The sequence below is a fragment of the Herbaspirillum camelliae genome, assembly GCF_001929405.1.
Taxonomy (GTDB): Bacteria; Pseudomonadota; Gammaproteobacteria; order Burkholderiales; family Burkholderiaceae_D; genus Herbaspirillum; species Herbaspirillum seropedicae.
Window position 1 is genome coordinate 4755619 of record NZ_KV880769.1, and the last position, 16432, is coordinate 4772050.

Genomic DNA, 16432 nt, shown 5'->3' on the forward strand with positions numbered 1-16432 from the left:
CTTACTTGATTTCGTGCCGGCTCATCAGGTCATACAGCGTCGGACGGCTCACGCCCAGCAGTTCGGCGGCCTTGAGGATATTGCCGTCCATGCGCGTGAGCGCCTTGACCACCGCCTTGCGCTCGGCTTCGTCGCGCACCTGGCGCAGGTTCAGCGGTTCGGCCTCGCGGCCTTCTACCGACAAGCCCAGGTCCTCGGCCGTGATCTGCTGGCCATCGGCCATGATGACGGCGCGCATGACGCAGTTTTCCATCTCCCGCACATTGCCCGGCCATTCATAGCGTTCGATGGCGGCCACCGCATCCTGGCTCAGGTGCAGCGTGGCGCGGCCTTCCTTGGCGCAGAACTTCTGGACGAAATGACGCGCCAGCAGGACCGCGTCGCCATACCGATCCTTCAAGGCCGGGATCTTGATGATGATCTCGCACAGGCGGTAATACAGGTCTTCACGAAAGCCCCCCGAGGCGGTCAGTTCCTTGAGGTTCTGGTGGGTGGCGCAGATCACCCGCACATCCACCGGGATTTCGGTGTGGCCGCCCACCCGCTCGATCACCCGCTCCTGCAGGAAGCGCAGCAGCTTGGCCTGCAAGGGCATGGGCAGGTCGCCCACTTCATCGAGGAAGAAGGTGCCGCCATGGGCCAGCTCGACCTTGCCGATGGTCTGCTTGGCCGCGCCGGTGAAGGCGCCCTTCTCGTAGCCGAACAGTTCGCTCTCCAGCAGGTTCTCTGGAATGGCGGCGCAGTTGATGGCCATGAAGCGCCGCCCACTGCGCGGGCTCAGCTGATGCAGCGCGCGCGCCAGCACTTCCTTGCCGGTGCCGCTGCTGCCCAGCAGCATCACCGAGGCCGATGAAGGCGCGACCTTTTCGATGCTGCGGCACACCGTGAGCATGCCGGCGTCGCGCGTGATCAGGCCGCCCAGGGCGGTATGACCGCCAGCCTGCTGCATGCGCTGGTTTTCGCGTTGCAGGGCGTGCAGGTAGAAGGCGCGCTGCACCACCAGGCGCAGGGTCTCGTCATTGCATGGCTTCTGATGAAAATCGTACGCGCCCATGCTGATGGCCTTGACCGCATGGGCGTGGTCCTGATTGCCGGTGAGCATGATGACCTTGGTATCGGGCGCCAGCGCCAGCACCTGCTGCAGCGTGGCGAAACCTTCGCTGGCGCCGTCGGGATCAGGCGGCAGGCCCAGGTCCATCGTCACCACCGCCGGCTCATGCCGGCGCACCATGGCCAGGGCGCTTTCGCGGTCGCCTGCGACCAGCACTTCATAGGCGTCCAGGCTCCAGCGCAATTGCTTTTGCAGGCCTGGATCATCTTCCACGATCAACAGTTTCGGCTTGTTTTCACTCACGGATTTTCCTCTAGCAGTTGCGGGGCGGCTTGCGCCGCTGGCACATGCAATGGCAACCGCATGCCCATGCGCGTGCCGGCCCCTTCGGTACTCTGGACCTGCAGCTCGCCTCCCAGCAGATGCAGGTATTCTCGGCTTTCGAACACGCCGATGCCCATGCCGGCCGACTTGGTCGTCTCGAAGGGCTTGAACAGGCGTTCGCGGATGAATTGCTCGCTCATCCCATGGCCGTTGTCGATGATCTCCACCAGCGCCTGCTCGCCCACGCGATCAAGCCGCACATCGACCTGACCGGTCACGGGCGAGACCGCCTCCAGCGCGTTTTGCACCAGGTGGCCGATGACGCGCTCCAGGCGCTCCACATCGGCCGTCACCTGCACGCCGCTAGCCGCCACGATCAGCCGCGCCGCCGGGCCGAAACCAGCCTTGGCGTGCAAGATGCGCTGCAACAGCGGCTCCAGCGCGATGACTTCATTGCGTTCAGCCGAGTCCTTGCGACTGAGCTTGTGCAACAGCAGACGCATCTTCTGCACGGAAAAATCGACGGTATCGATCATGTCGCGCTGGAACTCGGGATTGTCCTTGTGCCGCTCGGCATTGGCCATCAGCAGCGAGAGCTGCGCCACCAGGTTCTTGAGGTCATGCACCACGAAGGTGGACATGCGGTTGAAGGACTCGAACTGGCGCGCCACCATCAGATCGGTGGCGACCTGGTGCTGGGCCAGGAAGCTGCCGGCCTGGCGGCCCGCGATCTTGAGCAGGTCCGTGACTTCCCAGTTCAACTTGACGGGACTGCGCGACTGCGCCAGCAGCACGAAGCCGAACAGCACCCCCTGCACATGCAGCGGCACCACCAGCCAGCCGCGCGGCACCTCGCGTAGCCAGGCCGGCAGCACCAGATGATCGTAGTGGGCGGGATGCTCGCGATGCTGGACCAGATCGATCACCCATTGCTTCTCGCCCAGGTAGCGCAGCAGTTCGGCATTGGCCGCATCGGGCTGGGCCGCCACCGCCATGTTCCAGCGCGCCACCGTCTCGATGCCCTCGGCGCGCACCACGAAAGCCGCCCCGGCCGGACTTTCCACCAGGCGCGCCATGGCTTCCACCACGCGCCGCTCCAGGTCCGGCCCCTTGGCCGAGAGCGAACCGGTGAAGGCCAGCCAGACCTCGCGGTAGTCGTAGTTGTAACGGTAGAAGTGCTTGCTGATGAACACCCGCAGGCGCGAGCGGACCCCACCCGAGAACAGCGCCCCCAGCAACAGCACCAGCGCCGCACACAGGAAGGCCAGTTGCGCCACCGTCCCCCAGCTGCCGCCGAAGAGCCGCACGTAGTAACCGGTCGAGGCCATGACCAGCAGATAGGCGGCGCTGCCAAACAGCGCCGCCGAATGGAACAGCACATGGCGCGACACCTTCAGCCCCAGCGACCAGCGCGGATTGCGCAGCGCCGAGATGGCGATCAGCGGCACCGCCAGCGCATTGACAAAACCGCGCGCGGCCCAGGTATCGGCGCTGAAGTGACGGAACAGCAGCGCATCGCTGTAGAGATAGAAGTCATAGGCGAACATCAGTCCCATGCCCAGGCAGGCGAACTTGATGCCCCAGCGCTGCGCATCGACCGTATTGCGATAGAGCTGCTCGATCAAGAACAGGCCGAGGATGGCCGAGGTCGTGCGCAGCAGCGTCATCGCCGTGAACTCGCCCAGCTGCAAAGGATAGCCATAGCGCCAGGACACGGCCAGGGTGCAGGCCAGCTGCAGCCCATAGAAGGCCGCCACCAGGACCAGCCAGCGATCGGCATGGGGCACAGTGCGCCGCCCCTCTCCACCCTTGCCACCAGCGCGGCCAAAGGCGCCGATGAGCAACAGGATGAACAGGTCCCAGGCGAGATTGCGCGCGCCCTCCAGCAAGGCTGCCGCCATCGGCCAGTTGGCTGGCGCCCACAATGGCAGCGCCAGTAGCAAGGCCCACAGTGCATTGACCGCGCAGATCGCGCCCAGCGCCACCCGCCGTGGCTGACCATGATGGCGCACGAACAGGAAGACGCCGAAGACCGAAAAGGTCAGCGCCGCCACCAGATAACTCACCAGCGCCACTTCCATCAACATGCCGAACATGGGCCAGGGTCCTAGGTGCCAGCGCCGAAGATGACCACGCTCAGGGTGTCGATGAGGATCAGGACATCCAGGAACAGACTGTTGTTCTTGACGTAGTAGAGGTCGTACTGCAGCTTCTGGATCGCATCATCCTTGGAGGCGCCGTACTTGTAGCGCACCTGCGCCCACCCCGTGATGCCGGGCTTTACGCAGTGGCGCACGTTGTAGAAGGTGATCTCGCGGGCGAACTGCTCGACGAAATAGGGGCGCTCCGGGCGCGGGCCGACAAAGCTCATGTCGCCGCGCAGGACGTTGAACAGCTGCGGCAGTTCATCGATGCGGTACTTGCGCATCACATTGCCCACGCGCGTGACGCGCGGGTCGTCCGAAGAGGCCCACTGGGGCGTGCCGGCCTTCTCGGCATCCACCCGCATGCTGCGGAACTTGAGGACCATGAAGTTCTCGTTGTTCTTGCCCACGCGCTCCTGGCGATACAGGATGGGGCCACGGTCTTCCAGCCAGATGCAGATGGCCGCGCCCAACATCAGCGGTGAGAGCAGCGGCAACATGATGCAGCTGGTAATGAGGTCGAAGCTGCGCTTGAAGAAGGTGCGCAGCAGGCTCTGGTCGAAGCCGCTGCCGAACACCAGCCAGCTAGGATGCAGCGAGTCGAGCCGGATCTGGCAAGCCTCGCGTTCGAAGAAGCCGGCGGCGTCGGTCACGCGCACGCCCTTCATCTTGCACTCCAGCAGTTCCTGAATGCGCAGCGCCCCGCCGCGCCGGTTCTGCACGGCCACCACGATTTCTTCAGCCTTGTATTTGCGGGCGGTTTCCAGGAGGCTGCCGGCCGGTTCCACCAGCATGGCCAGGGTGCTGTCCTCGCCGGCCACGGGAATGGTGCCGACGATGTTGTACTTGTGGTTGCGCAGGTTCTGGTGCGAGGTTTCCATGCAATCGCGCACCAGGTCGCTGCTGCCCAGGAACAGGATGGGCGACGCCAGCATGGGCGAATTGACCAGGCGAAAGAAGATCGTGCGCACGCACAGGATGCCCAGCGCCGACAAAAGCAGCACGATCACCAGCAGCACGCGGCCCAGCGACAGTTCCGGCGCGGCGTAGAACACCACCATCATCACCAGCAGCGCAATGCCGAAGGAAGGCATCAGGCGCAGCAGCGTGGCGCGCAGGTTTTCATCGATGTTGCGCTGGTACATCCCCACCGCGCTCATGCCCAGCAGGATGGACAGTGCGGTCACCCCCACCGGCACCCAGAACTGGCGAAAATCACTCAGGTATTCCGGCTTGCCCATGAAACGCAGGTTCACCCCCAGGTAACCTGCGGCGAACAACACGCCCAATTCAATCAACAGCAAGACCGCCACTATCTTCGAGACATAGTGGTTCGAGATTCTAAACATTGGTTCCCCCGCCTTTGCAGACTCGTCGCTGCCGCGCAGATATGGACTGCCCACCCGGACGGTCCGCCCCGCCCCGGGGCTCACACTGGCGACAACACTTTCCCTCTGACACCCCTGGATGCCATGTGAATTTTTTAAGCCGGTTTTTACAGCGTTCAAGAGCGCGCGGCGTCCGGACCAGCCATTCACAGCGCTGAAGAATGAGTGTTTTTGGTCAAAATTGCAACATTATTCCAAAGATTTTTTTTCGTTTCCGAGAGGCATGTATCGGCTGCTATCCCTTTGCCAGAGCGACCTTCATGCATCAAAGAAAAGTTGCCGGACACCACCTCTGGATCGTAGGACGACTTGTTTCCACCAAGAAATAGGGAATAGCAATGACGCAAGGAAATTTTTATGGTGTCGGAAAAATTTACAGTCTCTTTAAAATTTTATTCGTCAAAAACGCAAACGCTTGAAATCTAAGCGCTTTTGGCAGCGGGCACAGGAATTGCTATATCGACAACGAACGCATCGTTCACCTGCTCAACGACCTCGGAGTCTTGCCATGAAAAAATTCCTGCTCGCCGCCTTGTTTCTGGCCGCCAACATCAGCACCGGCCAAGCCAATGCGACCACGCTGAACTCCACGTTGAACGTGGACAACACCTTCAGCCTCTACCTCAGCACCAGCAACAACACCCTGGGCACGCTGGTGGGCAGCGGCAACGACTGGCCGACCACCTACAGCTTCAGCAGCGCGCTGACCGCAGGCGTAACCAATTTCCTGCACATCGTGGCGACCAATCAGGGCGGCCCTGGCGGCCTGCTGGGCGCCTTCACGCTCTCGGATGGCAACTTCAAGTTCGCCAACGGCACCCAGACTCTGCTGACCGGTGACGCCGGTCTCACACAGAACCTCACCGGCGTGGGCGCTCCCGGCAACGCCACCGTCAATGAAGGCGGCAATGGCGTGGGCCCGTGGGGCGGTCGTGGCGGCTATGGTTCGCTGTCGCCGCAATGGGTGTGGAACTACTACAGCAACAATGGCGACGACTTCAACACCGTCTATTTCTCGGCCTCCATCCTCTCCACCCACGCCGTGCCGGAACCGGGCTCGATCGCCCTGATGGGCCTGGGCCTCTTGGCGCTGCTGGGCTGGCGCAAGCGCAAGCAATCTTCGGCCTTCTGATGCACGGCAGGCGCAAGCGGCATCGTGCTTGCGCCTGATCACTGCATCAAGCCATGTCAGCCATTGCACCGATGACTTGCTTAAGATGACTTGCTCCAGGACCAGTCCTAGCGCTCCTGCCGATCGCCGCCCATGAGTTTGACGATGTGGATGTCGATGTTGGCCAGGACACTGTTGCTGCCGCCCCTGAACCTGCTGCTATTGATCGCAGCGGGTTTTTTGCTTTGGCGCTTGCGCGCACCGATCGGACATATCGGCCGCGGCATGGTCGCCGCGGGCGTAGCGCTGCTGACGCTGATCTGCATGCCGGCAGTGGCTGACCTGATGGTGCGCCCGCTGGAACAACGCTACCCGGTGCTGTCGGCCGAGGCCGCGCGCCAAGCCCAGGCCATCGTCGTGCTGGCCGCCGGCAGCCTGGACCAAGCGCCGGAATACGAGGGACGCGACCAGCCCGATTACGTGGCCTTGGCGCGCCTGCGCTACGCCGCCCGGCTGCAGCACCAGACCGGCCTGCCCGTGCTGGTCAGCGGCGGCAATGCCCGCGAGGAGGCGCCTGAACAGAACAAGGCGCAGGCCATGGCCGAGGCGCTGCGCGAGGATTTCCGCACACCGGTGCGCTGGATCGAGGGTGGCTCCGAAAACACGGAACAGAACGCCCTGCTTTGCGCCGCCCTGCTGCGCGCCGATGGCGTGCAGCGCGTGCTGCTGGTGACCGACGCCATGCACATGCCGCGCGCCATGCTGGCCTTCGCACAGGCCGGCCTGGTTCCCACGGCAGCGCCCACGGCCTTCTTCAGCTTGCCGCGCTGGCGCTGGCCGGCGCTGCTGCCCAGCGCCGAAGGCCTGCGCCGCAGCTGGTACGCCAGCTACGAATGGCTGGGCCTGGGCTGGTATCGCCTGCGCGCAGGCCAGGCAATGAGGCCGCCCACACCATGAACCGATACTTCCGACCTACCAGGATCGCGCTGGCCCTGCTGCTGATCATGCTGCTGGCCTTGGGCGCAGGCGTGCTGCTGCTGGAACGCTTGAACATCCCGCCACGCCAGCTCGCCCCCTATCTGGAACACCGCGCTGCAGGCCATCAACCCGCCATCACCGCACTGGCGGCGCTGCTTGCGGCGCAACTGCAGCACGCTGACCGAGGCCCGCGCAGCAGCCCGTCGGCCGCGACGCTGGACGGTCTCATCATTGGTGCGCAAGCCACGCCCGCCAGCACGCCGTCGGCCAGCGTGGTGGAGGTGGCCAGCGTGGCCGAACTGAACCAGGCGCTGGCCCAGGCCGCGCCCGGACAAGCCATCACGCTGCGCCCCGGGCGCTATCGCATCGATCGCCCGCTCAGCCTGCATCAGTCCGGCAGCGCCGAGCTGCCCATCGTACTGCGTGCCGCACAGCCGGGTACGGTATTCCTGGAGATCAATACCGGCGAAGGCCTGCGCATCGATGCACCCTGGTGGCGGGTGGAAAACCTGGTCATCCAGGGCGTCTGCCCGACCCAGCACTTCTGCGAACACGCCTTGCACATCGTAGGCCGGGCGGCGCACTTCACGGCGCGCAACAATCGCATCGTCGATTTCAACGCGCACTTCAAGATCAACGGCGACGCTGGCCAATTCCCCGATGACGGCGTCATCGAAAACAATACCCTGACCAACACCGCCCCGCGCCAGACGCTGGGCCCGGTCACGCCTATCGACCTGGTGGCCGCCAGCGGCTGGCGCATCGCGCGCAACCAGATCAGTGATTTCATCAAGGCCGGGGGCGACCGCATCAGCTATGGCGCCTTCGTCAAGGGCGGCGGCAGCCGCAACCGCATGGAACAGAACCTGGTGCTGTGCGAGCAGAAGCTACTGGGCCAGCGCGGCCAGCAGGTCGGCCTCTCGCTGGGCGGCGGCGGCACCGGCCCGGCCTATTGCCGCGACCGCCGCTGCATCACCGAACAGGATGGCGGCGTGATCGCCGGCAATCTCATTGCGGCCTGCTCCGACGATGGCATCTACCTCAACCGCGCCGCAGCCAGCCAGATCCTTCACAACACCCTGATCGATACCGGCGGCGTCACCGTGCGCTTCCCGGAAAGCAGCGCCGACGTCGAAGGCAATCTGGTCGATGGGGTCGTGCGCAGCCGTGACGAGGGCCTGCTGCGCAGCACCGACAACAGTACTACTGCCGTGACCAGGCTGTACCTGGGCAGCCATCCGGTGCGCGATCTGTTCCAGGAGCCGGCCACGCTGGCGCTGGGCTGGAGGACGCGAGCACCGCTGCGCCAGGCATTGGCCGCGCCGGCGCCGGACCTGTGCGGCGCGCCGCGCAGCACGCAAGCGTCCTACGGGGCGTTCGAGGATTTCGCTGCCTGCCGCAGGCAGCCTTGATGAGGCGCGACGGGGGTCGCGCCGCGAGGATGGACGGGCAGAGCTGGCCCGCTCGTTTGCATTTATTGCATTTATTTTGGGGGATGGAATCATGAGCATCGTTGCAGTCGTGGGCTTGGGCTATGTGGGCTTGCCGCTGGCCGTGGAGTTTGGCAAGAAGCGCGCCACCGTCGGCTTCGACCTGTCGAAGAGCAAGATCGAGAACTACCGCAGGTTCATCGATCCCACCGGAGAGCTGAGCAGCGCAGAGCTGCGCGCGGCCAGCCAGCTGACGGTCAGCACCGACCCCGCCATCCTGGCCGACGCCGACTACATCGTGGTGGCGGTCCCCACGCCGGTCGATGAGGCTCACAACCCCGACTTCGGCCCTCTCGCCGGCGCCAGCCAGACCGTGGGCAAGCACATGAAGCGCGGCGCCATCGTGGTGTTCGAGTCCACCGTCTATCCCGGCGCCACCGAAGAAGTCTGCGTGCCGCTGCTGGAAAAGCACTCGGGCCTTAAGTGGCGCGACGACTTCCATGTGGGCTTCTCGCCCGAGCGCATCAACCCCGGCGACAAGCAGCACACCCTGACCAACATCCTCAAGATCGTCTCGGGCGACGACGCCGACACCCTCGAACGCATCGCCCAGCTCTACGAATCCATCATCACCGCCGGCGTGCACCGCGCCTCCAGCATCAAGGTGGCCGAGGCGGCCAAGGTAATCGAGAACACCCAGCGCGACCTCAACATCGCGCTGATGAACGAGCTCTCCATCATCTTCGACAAGATCGGCATCGACACCCTGGAAGTGCTGCAGGCAGCCGGCACCAAGTGGAACTTCCTGCCCTTCCGTCCGGGCCTGGTGGGCGGCCACTGCATCGGCGTCGATCCTTACTACCTGACCCACAAAGCCGAGATGCTGGGCTATCACCCGCAGGTGATCCTGGCCGGTCGCCGCATCAATGACGGCATGGCCAAGTTCGTGGCCGAGAAGACGGTCAAGTCGATGATCGCCGCCGGCTTCCCCATCAAGGGTTCCAAGGTCAACGTGCTGGGCCTGACCTTCAAGGAGAATTGCCCCGACCTGCGCAACTCCAAGGTGGTCGACATCGTCACCGAACTGCAATCCTACGGCGTCGAGGTGCACGTGCACGACCCGGTGGCGGCCGGCGTGGATGCCGAGCACGAATATGGCATCGCCCTGGAGAACTGGTCCGACCTGCCGCGCGCCGATGCCGTCATCGCCGCCGTCTCGCACCGCGAGCTGCTGGCGCGGCCGCTGGCGGAGCTGCAAAGCAAGCTCAAGGACGGCGCCTGCTTCATCGACGTCAAGTCGGCCTTCGACCAGCCGGCGCTGGAGCAGGCCGGCTACAGCGTCTGGCGTCTGTAAAGCGCAGCCTCACACGACAAGCAAGATGACACGATACGACACACTCTGCGAGCAACTGCCCCAGCATCCCAAGCGCTGGCTCATCACCGGCGTGGCCGGCTTCATCGGCTCCAACTTGCTGGCGCGGCTGCTCACGCTGGGCCAGCAGGTGACCGGCCTGGACAATTTCAGCACCGGCCGCCAGGCCAACCTGGACGAGGTGCGCGCCGAAGTGGGCGCAGCCGCCTGGGCCAATTTCCGCTTCATCGAAGGCGATATCTGCGATGGCGCTGCCTGCGCGCGCGCCTGCGACGGCGTGGACTATGTGCTGCATCAGGCGGCGCTGGGTTCGGTGTCGCGCTCCATCGAAGATCCGGTGCGCACCAACCTGAACAACGTCAACGGTTTCCTCAACATGCTGGTGGCCGCACGCGATGCGGGCGTGGCGCGCTTCGTCTATGCCGCCTCCAGTTCCACCTATGGCGACCATCCCGGCCTGCCCAAGGTGGAAGAGGTGATCGGCAAGCCGCTCTCGCCCTATGCCGTGACCAAGTATGTCAATGAACTGTATGCCGATGTCTTCGCCCGCTGCTATGGCATGCACAATATCGGCCTGCGCTACTTCAACGTCTTCGGCCGCCGCCAGGACCCGCACGGCGCCTATGCCGCCGTGATCCCGCAATGGGTGACAGCGATGATCCGCAATGGTGAACTGCGCATCAATGGCGATGGCCAGACCAGCCGCGATTTCTGCTACATCGACAATGTCGTGCAGGCCAACCTGCTGGCCGCGACCGCCGGCGAGGAGGCGGCCAACCAGGTCTACAACGTGGCCTTGAACGACCGCACCAGTCTCAACGATCTGTACGCGATGATGCGCGAACTGCTGATACAGCGCTTCCCGCATCTGCAAGAGCACCGGCCCAGCTATGTGGGATTTCGCGCCGGCGACATCCGTGACTCCCAGGCCGATATCGGCAAGGCGCGCCAGCGCCTGGGCTATGCGCCTACCCATCGCCTGCGCGCCGGGCTGGAGCAGGCCATGCCCTGGTATATCGATCACCTGGGCAGCACTGCCTGCAACACCTGAAGCGATCAACCATGGACGGCATCCAGCGCTACGACAGCTTCGCGACCATCCCAGCAGAGACGCTGGCGGTCTTCGAACGCGCGGCGCAGTCGGCCGACTTCTTCCTCTCGCCGGCCTGGCTGCGCTATCTGGCCCAGTCCACCCTGGCACAACAGGGCCGCTTGCGGCTCTATTGCCTGTACCGCGACGGCGCCCCGCGCATCCTGCTGCCGCTGATGCAGCAAGAGCAGGCGCGCGGACGACAACGGCTGGCCTCGCCGTCCAACTATTATTCGGCCCTGGCCGGTCCCCTGATGGTGGCGCCGACCATCGATGGCCATGCCTTGGGTGAGATGATCGCGGCCATCGCCGCCGAGCGCCCGCGCTGGGAGCGCATCGACCTGCGCCCGTTGGCGCCCGAGGCGGTCTGCTTCAAGCAGCTGCAGCGTGCGCTGGACGACAGCGGCCTGGCGGTGCAGCCCTACTTCTGCTTCGGCAACTGGTATCTGGACGTCGCCGGGCGCAGCTACGCCCAATACCATGCGGGCCTGCCTTCGCGCCTGCGCAATACGCTGGCGCGCAAGACCCAGCAATTGCGCGCCAGCGGCCAGGTGGAACTGGAGATCGTCACCGGCGGCGCGGCGCTGGATCGCGTCATCGATGATTACCAGGCCGTCTACCTGGCCAGCTGGAAGAAGCCCGAGCCCTATCCTGATTTCATGCCTGGCCTCATGCGCCTGTGCGCCGAACTGGGCAAGCTGCGCCTGGGTGTGGTGCGCATCGACGGCCAGCCGGTGGCGGCGCAGGTATGGATCGTCCACCACGGCGTGGCCGCCATCTACAAGCTGGCCTATGACGCAAGAGTGGCGGCGCTCTCGGTGGGCTCGGTGCTCACCGCCGCCTTGATGGAACACGTCATCGATATCGACCGCGTGCACCAGGTGGACTATCTGATGGGCGACGATCGCTACAAGCAGGACTGGATGTCGCACCGTCGCGAACGCTGGGGATTGATGGCCTTCAATCTAAGTACATTGGATGGTCTTTCAGGGTACGCGCGTCATGTTGGCGGGCAGCTTTTCCGCCGGCTGGAACGAGGCCTTCCCGAGGGCTTGCGAACGGGCAACACTTTCCAGTTCTGGCGCGGCTTTGCGGGCAGAAAGTGATGACAGGAAACAGTGTAAATTTTCGCTGAATTTATTGTCTTTTCCGCACTAAAAACAGGAGTCGTGATGGTATGATCCTGACATTGTCAAAAATGCACTATTAGTTAGTAAACGTGGGGCCTTCCGACAACGACATTCGGGAGAGATGGCAGGGGGAAATCGTTGGGGCTGCCGGGGGGCGGCAGGGAAAAATCACTGATCCATAGACTGGCCTGATCGGTCGCTCGCAGAGCGCGCCGGCAGGCGCATGCATGGGCGCGCCGATGGCCGCCGGGTCAATTTTTGCTGTGCGTATTGCACGTACGGTGCGTATTGCAGGGGGAAGCTGCTCAATGGCGGATTTGGTATCGCAACTCATGGCGCTCATCAAGAGCGCGTGGAAGCATCGCTGGCTGGCGCTGAGCGTGGCCTGGGGGGTGCTGGTGGTGGGCAGCATCGTGGTGTTCCGCCTGCCCAACGACTTTCAGGCCTCGGCGCGTATCTACGTGGATACGCAGAGCATCTTGAAGCCGCTGCTGGCGGGGATGACCACGGTGCCCAATATCGAACAGCAGGTCTCGATCATGAGCCGCACCCTGCTCAGCCGTCCCAACCTGGAACGGGTCACGCGCATGGCCGACCTGGACATCCGCGCCGAGACCGTGGGCGAAAAGGAAAAACTGGTCGATGAACTGGCCCAGCGCATCAAGATCATCCAGACCGGGCGCGACGACATCTACACCATCACCTATAACAATGAAAATCCCAAGCTGGGCAAGGATGTGGTGCAGTCGCTGCTGACCATCTTCGTCGAGGGTAGCGTCGGCGACAAGAAGGAAGACTCCGACAAGGCGGTGCGCTTCATCGGCGAGCAGATCAAGAGCTATGAAGAAAAGCTGGTCACGGCGGAAAACAACCTCAAGGAATTCAAGCAGAAGAACGCCGAGCTGTTGCCGCGTCCCGGCAGTGACTACGGCAACAAGCTGCAGGAAGCCTCCGACCAGCTCAGCCAGGCCAGGCTGGAACTGGCCGAGGCCGAGCAGGCCCGCAACGCCATCCAGAAGCAGATGAGCGGGGGCAACGGCGAGGAACTGCCACGGGCGCCCACGCCTGAACTGGATTCGCGCCTGGATGCAGCCAACAAGCATCTGGACGACCTGCGCACCAAGTACACCGAGCAGCATCCGGACGTGGTCGGCACGCGTCGCCTGATCGCCGAACTGGAAAAGCGCAAGCGCGAAGAAGCCAAGGCCCGCCCCACTGGTGGCGACCCCGGCGCCAACTACAGTCCGATGATGCAACAGCTCAGCGTGTCGCTGGCCGATGCGCGCGCCAAGGCCGCCAGCCTGCGCGCCCGGGTCGATGAATATGCGGCGCGGGTGGCGCGCCTGAAGGTCAAGAGCATTGCCGCGCCCGATGTGGAGGCGCAATTCACCCAGCTCAATCGCGACTACCAGATCAACAAGGAAAACTACGAAAAGCTGGTGGCCCGCCGCGACGCCGCCAAGCTCTCCGGCGACCTCAGTTCGGCCACCGACCTGCTGACCTTCCGCGTCATCGATCCGCCGGTGGTGCCCAGATTGCCAGTGGGTCCCAAGCGGCTGCGCCTGATGTCGCTGCTCCTGCTGGTGGCCATTGCCGCCGGCGTGGGCGTGACCGTGGTGATCGCCCAGGTGCGCCCGTCCTTCATGAGCCAGCATCAACTGCAACAGGTCACCGGCCTGCCCGTGCTGGGCGCGGTGGCCATGAACTGGACCGAGGCCGAGATCGCCAGGCGCAAGCGCAGCGTGCGCAAGTTCGTGGCCCTGGTGGGCGCTTTCTTCACCACCTATGTGGTGATGATGGCGGTGCTGCTGTTGAGGTACTGATGATGCCCTGCCGCCTCACTGTCCGTCTGCATCGCGGCCGCGCCCGCCCTTCAGGAGAATTTGCATGAGCCTCATCGAACGCGCGGCCAGCCGCCTCAAGACCACGGCGGCCCAACAACCGGCCGGCAGCAGCGAACTGCTGTCGGCGGCCGAACTGGCGGCGCAGCACCAGCAACAGCAGTTGCAAGCAGCACTGCAGGCCCAGTCCGGGATCGCCGCCAGCGCTGCCGCCGAACCGGCAACGGTGGCGCCGATGGCAACGCTGGCGCAACCCGAACCCGTTGTCCAGGCCAGCGCCGTGCAAGCACCTGCGCCGGCCGTGCGCAGCAGTTCGGCCAAGCGCATCGAGATCAACCTGGAACGCCTGGCCAGCATGGGCTTTCTCACGCCCGGCAGCCGTTCGCTGGTGTCGGAACAGTTCCGCATGATCAAGCGCTCGCTGCTGCGCCAGGCCTTCGTCCCGCGCGAGGCCGGCAGCAAGCCGGGCAACCTGATCATGGTGACCAGTTCGCTGCCCGACGAAGGCAAGACCTTCTGCTCCATCAACCTGGCCCTGAGCATCGCCATGGAACTGGACCATACGGTCTTGCTGGTCGATGCCGATGTCGCCCGGCCTTCGGTGCTGCGCACCTTCGACCTGGCCGAAGACGAAGGCGCCGGCATGATGAACCTGCTGCTGGACGACAAGGTGGACATGGCCGACGTGCTGCTCAAGACCAATGTCGATACCCTCAGCGTGCTGCCGGTGGGTGCGCGCCACAGTCATTCCTCCGAACTGCTGGCCAGCCAGTCCATGCAGTTGCTGCTGGAGGAGATCGCCAATCGTTATCCGGACCGCATCGTCATCTTCGATTCGCCGCCCCTGCTGGTGACCAGCGAAGCCAGCGTGCTGGCCAGCCGCATGGGCCAGATCGCCGTGGTGGTGGCCGCCGAGAGCACCTCGCAGCAAGCCGTCAAGTCGGCGCTGAACCAGCTCAAGGGCTGCCAGAACGTCAGCCTGATCTACAACAAGAGCATGGCGTTTGCAGGCTCGCAAGAGTATGGATATGGATATGGCTATGGCCATGGTTACTGAAATGGCGGGAGCACCGCGCCGCCGCGCCATCGCCGCCGCCGTGGCCATGCTGGCGGCCGGCTGCGCCCAGGCTGCCGAATGGCGCTTCACGCCCACCCTGGACCTGCGCGAAACCTATACCGACAACGTTCGCCTGCAGGCGCAAGGCAAGAGCGACTTCGTCACCCAGGTCACGCCGGGCCTGGGCGTCAAGGCCAAGGGGCCGGACCTGACCCTCAACGCCAATGTGGGCGTGCAGGAAACCTACTACGGCAACCACAATGCCGGCTCCTCGCTAGTGAACCTGGGCCGCGCCGACCTCAAGGCGCGCCTGGCCGACAACCTGCTCTACCTCGACAGCGCCGCCTCGGTGAGCCAGCAGACCATCTCGGCCTTCGGCCCGCAGCCGGTCGACAACACCAATGGCGGCGACCGCACCAGCACCGTGCGCACCACCCGCGTGAGCCCCTACCTGAGCCACAAGTTCGGCCAAGCGGCCAGCGCCGAGCTGCGCTATGCCCGCGAGAGCGTCAACGCCAGCAGTGGCGGACTGGCCAGCAGCAACACCGACGAACTCTCCTTCAAGGCCGACAGCGGCCCGGCCTATCACCTGATCGGCTGGGGCCTGCAGGCCAGCGACCGCACCACGCACTACAGCGGCCAGAACCGGGTGGCGCTGCAGAACATCGTGGGACGCCTGAGCTATCTGCTGGCGCCGCGCCTGCGCCTGGTGGGCACGCTGGGCCATGACAGCAATGACTACTCGGTGACCAACAAGGCCACCGCCGGCTACTCCTGGAGCGGCGGCGTGGAATGGAAGGTGAGCCAGCGCACCAGCCTCAATGCTTCGCTCGGCCACAAGTACTACGGCAACACCTATGCGCTCACCGCCAGCACCCGCAGCCGCATGGCCAACTGGATGCTCAGCTATGCCGAAGACGTGACCACCACGCCGGCGCAATTCTCGTTGCCGGTGACCAGCGATACCGCGTCCTTCCTCGACAAATTGCTCTCGGCCTCGATCACCGACCCCGCCGCACGCGCGGCCGCCGTGGCCAACATGATCCGCCAGGGCAATCTGCCGGCCTCGCTGGATTCGTCCATCAATTCCTTCACCAACACGGTGTTCCTGCAAAAGCGCCTGCAGGCCTCGGTGCTGCTCAGCGGCGTGCGCACCACCCTGCTGCTGTCGGTGTTCGATGTCGAGCGCGAGCCCTTGTCCAACAATGGCCTGGGCAGCCTGGTGGGCAGCGCCAATGACCATACCGAACAACTGGGCGCCAGCGCCGTGCTCTCGCGCCGCCTGAGCGAACGGGTGCGCCTGAACGGTTCGCTGGCGGCTACGCGTGTGAAGTCGCTCACCAGCGGCCGGGTCGACAACACCCAGACCCTGCGCCTGGGCCTGACGCGCCAGCTCAGCCCTGACGTGCAAGGCACGGTGGAGCTGCGCCGCAACCAGGGCCAGTCCACCCAATCCGGCGTGGCCTATCGCGAGAACGCGATCAGCGCCTTCCTGAACATGAAGCTCTGAGAGCCC

Annotated in this window: 12 protein-coding genes; 9 read left to right on the forward strand and 3 right to left on the reverse strand. The window is 64.4% G+C overall.

Annotated features, from left to right (window positions below):
• Position 1: 1 nt before the first annotated feature.
• The 3 genes from prsR to BGK68_RS21285 are packed head-to-tail and all read right to left on the reverse strand — an operon-like array spanning position 2 to position 4868.
• Positions 2–1354 carry a PEP-CTERM-box response regulator transcription factor gene (prsR, locus tag BGK68_RS21275; protein ID WP_075258716.1) on the reverse strand — a complete coding sequence of 451 codons (1353 nt, stop codon included), beginning with the start codon at positions 1352–1354 and terminating at the stop codon, positions 2–4.
• Positions 1351–3471, reverse strand: coding sequence for an XrtA/PEP-CTERM system histidine kinase PrsK (prsK, locus tag BGK68_RS21280; RefSeq protein WP_075258717.1), 2121 nt, complete (start codon positions 3469–3471; stop codon positions 1351–1353). Before prsK ends, prsR begins: the two co-directional genes overlap by 4 nt.
• Positions 3472–3482: 11 nt before the next feature.
• Positions 3483–4868, reverse strand: a complete 1386-nt coding sequence (locus BGK68_RS21285; RefSeq protein WP_075258718.1) for a TIGR03013 family XrtA/PEP-CTERM system glycosyltransferase — start codon at positions 4866–4868, stop codon at positions 3483–3485.
• Between the two features lie 547 nt (positions 4869–5415).
• Between BGK68_RS21285 and BGK68_RS21290 the strand changes: the two genes are divergently transcribed.
• The 9 genes from BGK68_RS21290 (at position 5416) to BGK68_RS21330 (ending at position 16426) form a co-directional block, all read left to right on the forward strand.
• Positions 5416–6039, forward strand: a complete 624-nt coding sequence (locus BGK68_RS21290) for a PEP-CTERM sorting domain-containing protein (protein ID WP_075258719.1) — start codon at positions 5416–5418, stop codon at positions 6037–6039.
• Positions 6040–6171: 132 nt separating this feature from the next.
• Positions 6172–6975 carry a YdcF family protein gene (locus tag BGK68_RS21295; protein ID WP_075258720.1) on the forward strand — a complete coding sequence of 268 codons (804 nt, stop codon included), beginning with the start codon at positions 6172–6174 and terminating at the stop codon, positions 6973–6975.
• Positions 6972–8408 (forward strand): chondroitinase-B domain-containing protein, encoded by a 1437-nt coding sequence (locus tag BGK68_RS21300; RefSeq protein WP_075258721.1) that lies wholly within the window; start codon positions 6972–6974, stop codon positions 8406–8408. Before BGK68_RS21295 ends, BGK68_RS21300 begins: the two co-directional genes overlap by 4 nt.
• Positions 8409–8499: 91 nt before the next feature.
• Positions 8500–9780 (forward strand): nucleotide sugar dehydrogenase, encoded by a 1281-nt coding sequence (locus BGK68_RS21305; RefSeq protein ID WP_075258722.1) that lies wholly within the window; start codon positions 8500–8502, stop codon positions 9778–9780.
• A gap of 25 nt (positions 9781–9805) precedes the next feature.
• Positions 9806–10849 (forward strand): SDR family oxidoreductase, encoded by a 1044-nt coding sequence (locus BGK68_RS21310; protein ID WP_075258723.1) that lies wholly within the window; start codon positions 9806–9808, stop codon positions 10847–10849.
• An 11-nt stretch (positions 10850–10860) separates the two neighbouring features.
• Positions 10861–11994: a GNAT family N-acetyltransferase gene (locus tag BGK68_RS21315; RefSeq protein ID WP_075258724.1), complete on the forward strand. Its 1134-nt coding sequence runs from the start codon at positions 10861–10863 to the stop codon at positions 11992–11994.
• Positions 11995–12326: 332 nt separating this feature from the next.
• Positions 12327–13841, forward strand: a complete 1515-nt coding sequence (locus tag BGK68_RS21320; RefSeq protein WP_075258725.1) for an XrtA system polysaccharide chain length determinant — start codon at positions 12327–12329, stop codon at positions 13839–13841.
• A 64-nt stretch (positions 13842–13905) separates the two neighbouring features.
• A complete protein-coding gene (locus tag BGK68_RS21325) occupies positions 13906–14916 on the forward strand; it encodes an XrtA-associated tyrosine autokinase (RefSeq protein ID WP_075258726.1) in 1011 nt (336 codons plus the stop codon).
• Positions 14900–16426 (forward strand): TIGR03016 family PEP-CTERM system-associated outer membrane protein, encoded by a 1527-nt coding sequence (locus BGK68_RS21330; RefSeq protein ID WP_158035491.1) that lies wholly within the window; start codon positions 14900–14902, stop codon positions 16424–16426. Before BGK68_RS21325 ends, BGK68_RS21330 begins: the two co-directional genes overlap by 17 nt.
• Positions 16427–16432 lie beyond the last annotated feature (6 nt).

Coding starts and splice junctions, on each gene's coding strand:
- prsK (WP_075258717.1), bottom strand. CDS start 3,471: ATGTTCGGCATGTTGATGGAAGTGGCGCTGGTGAGTTATCTGGTGGCG.
- BGK68_RS21285 (WP_075258718.1), bottom strand. CDS start 4,868: ATGTTTAGAATCTCGAACCACTATGTCTCGAAGATAGTGGCGGTCTTG.
- BGK68_RS21290 (WP_075258719.1), top strand. CDS start 5,416: ATGAAAAAATTCCTGCTCGCCGCCTTGTTTCTGGCCGCCAACATCAGC.
- BGK68_RS21295 (WP_075258720.1), top strand. CDS start 6,172: ATGAGTTTGACGATGTGGATGTCGATGTTGGCCAGGACACTGTTGCTG.
- BGK68_RS21300 (WP_075258721.1), top strand. CDS start 6,972: ATGAACCGATACTTCCGACCTACCAGGATCGCGCTGGCCCTGCTGCTG.
- BGK68_RS21305 (WP_075258722.1), top strand. CDS start 8,500: ATGAGCATCGTTGCAGTCGTGGGCTTGGGCTATGTGGGCTTGCCGCTG.
- BGK68_RS21310 (WP_075258723.1), top strand. CDS start 9,806: ATGACACGATACGACACACTCTGCGAGCAACTGCCCCAGCATCCCAAG.
- BGK68_RS21315 (WP_075258724.1), top strand. CDS start 10,861: ATGGACGGCATCCAGCGCTACGACAGCTTCGCGACCATCCCAGCAGAG.
- BGK68_RS21320 (WP_075258725.1), top strand. CDS start 12,327: ATGGCGGATTTGGTATCGCAACTCATGGCGCTCATCAAGAGCGCGTGG.
- BGK68_RS21325 (WP_075258726.1), top strand. CDS start 13,906: ATGAGCCTCATCGAACGCGCGGCCAGCCGCCTCAAGACCACGGCGGCC.
- BGK68_RS21330 (WP_158035491.1), top strand. CDS start 14,900: ATGGCCATGGTTACTGAAATGGCGGGAGCACCGCGCCGCCGCGCCATC.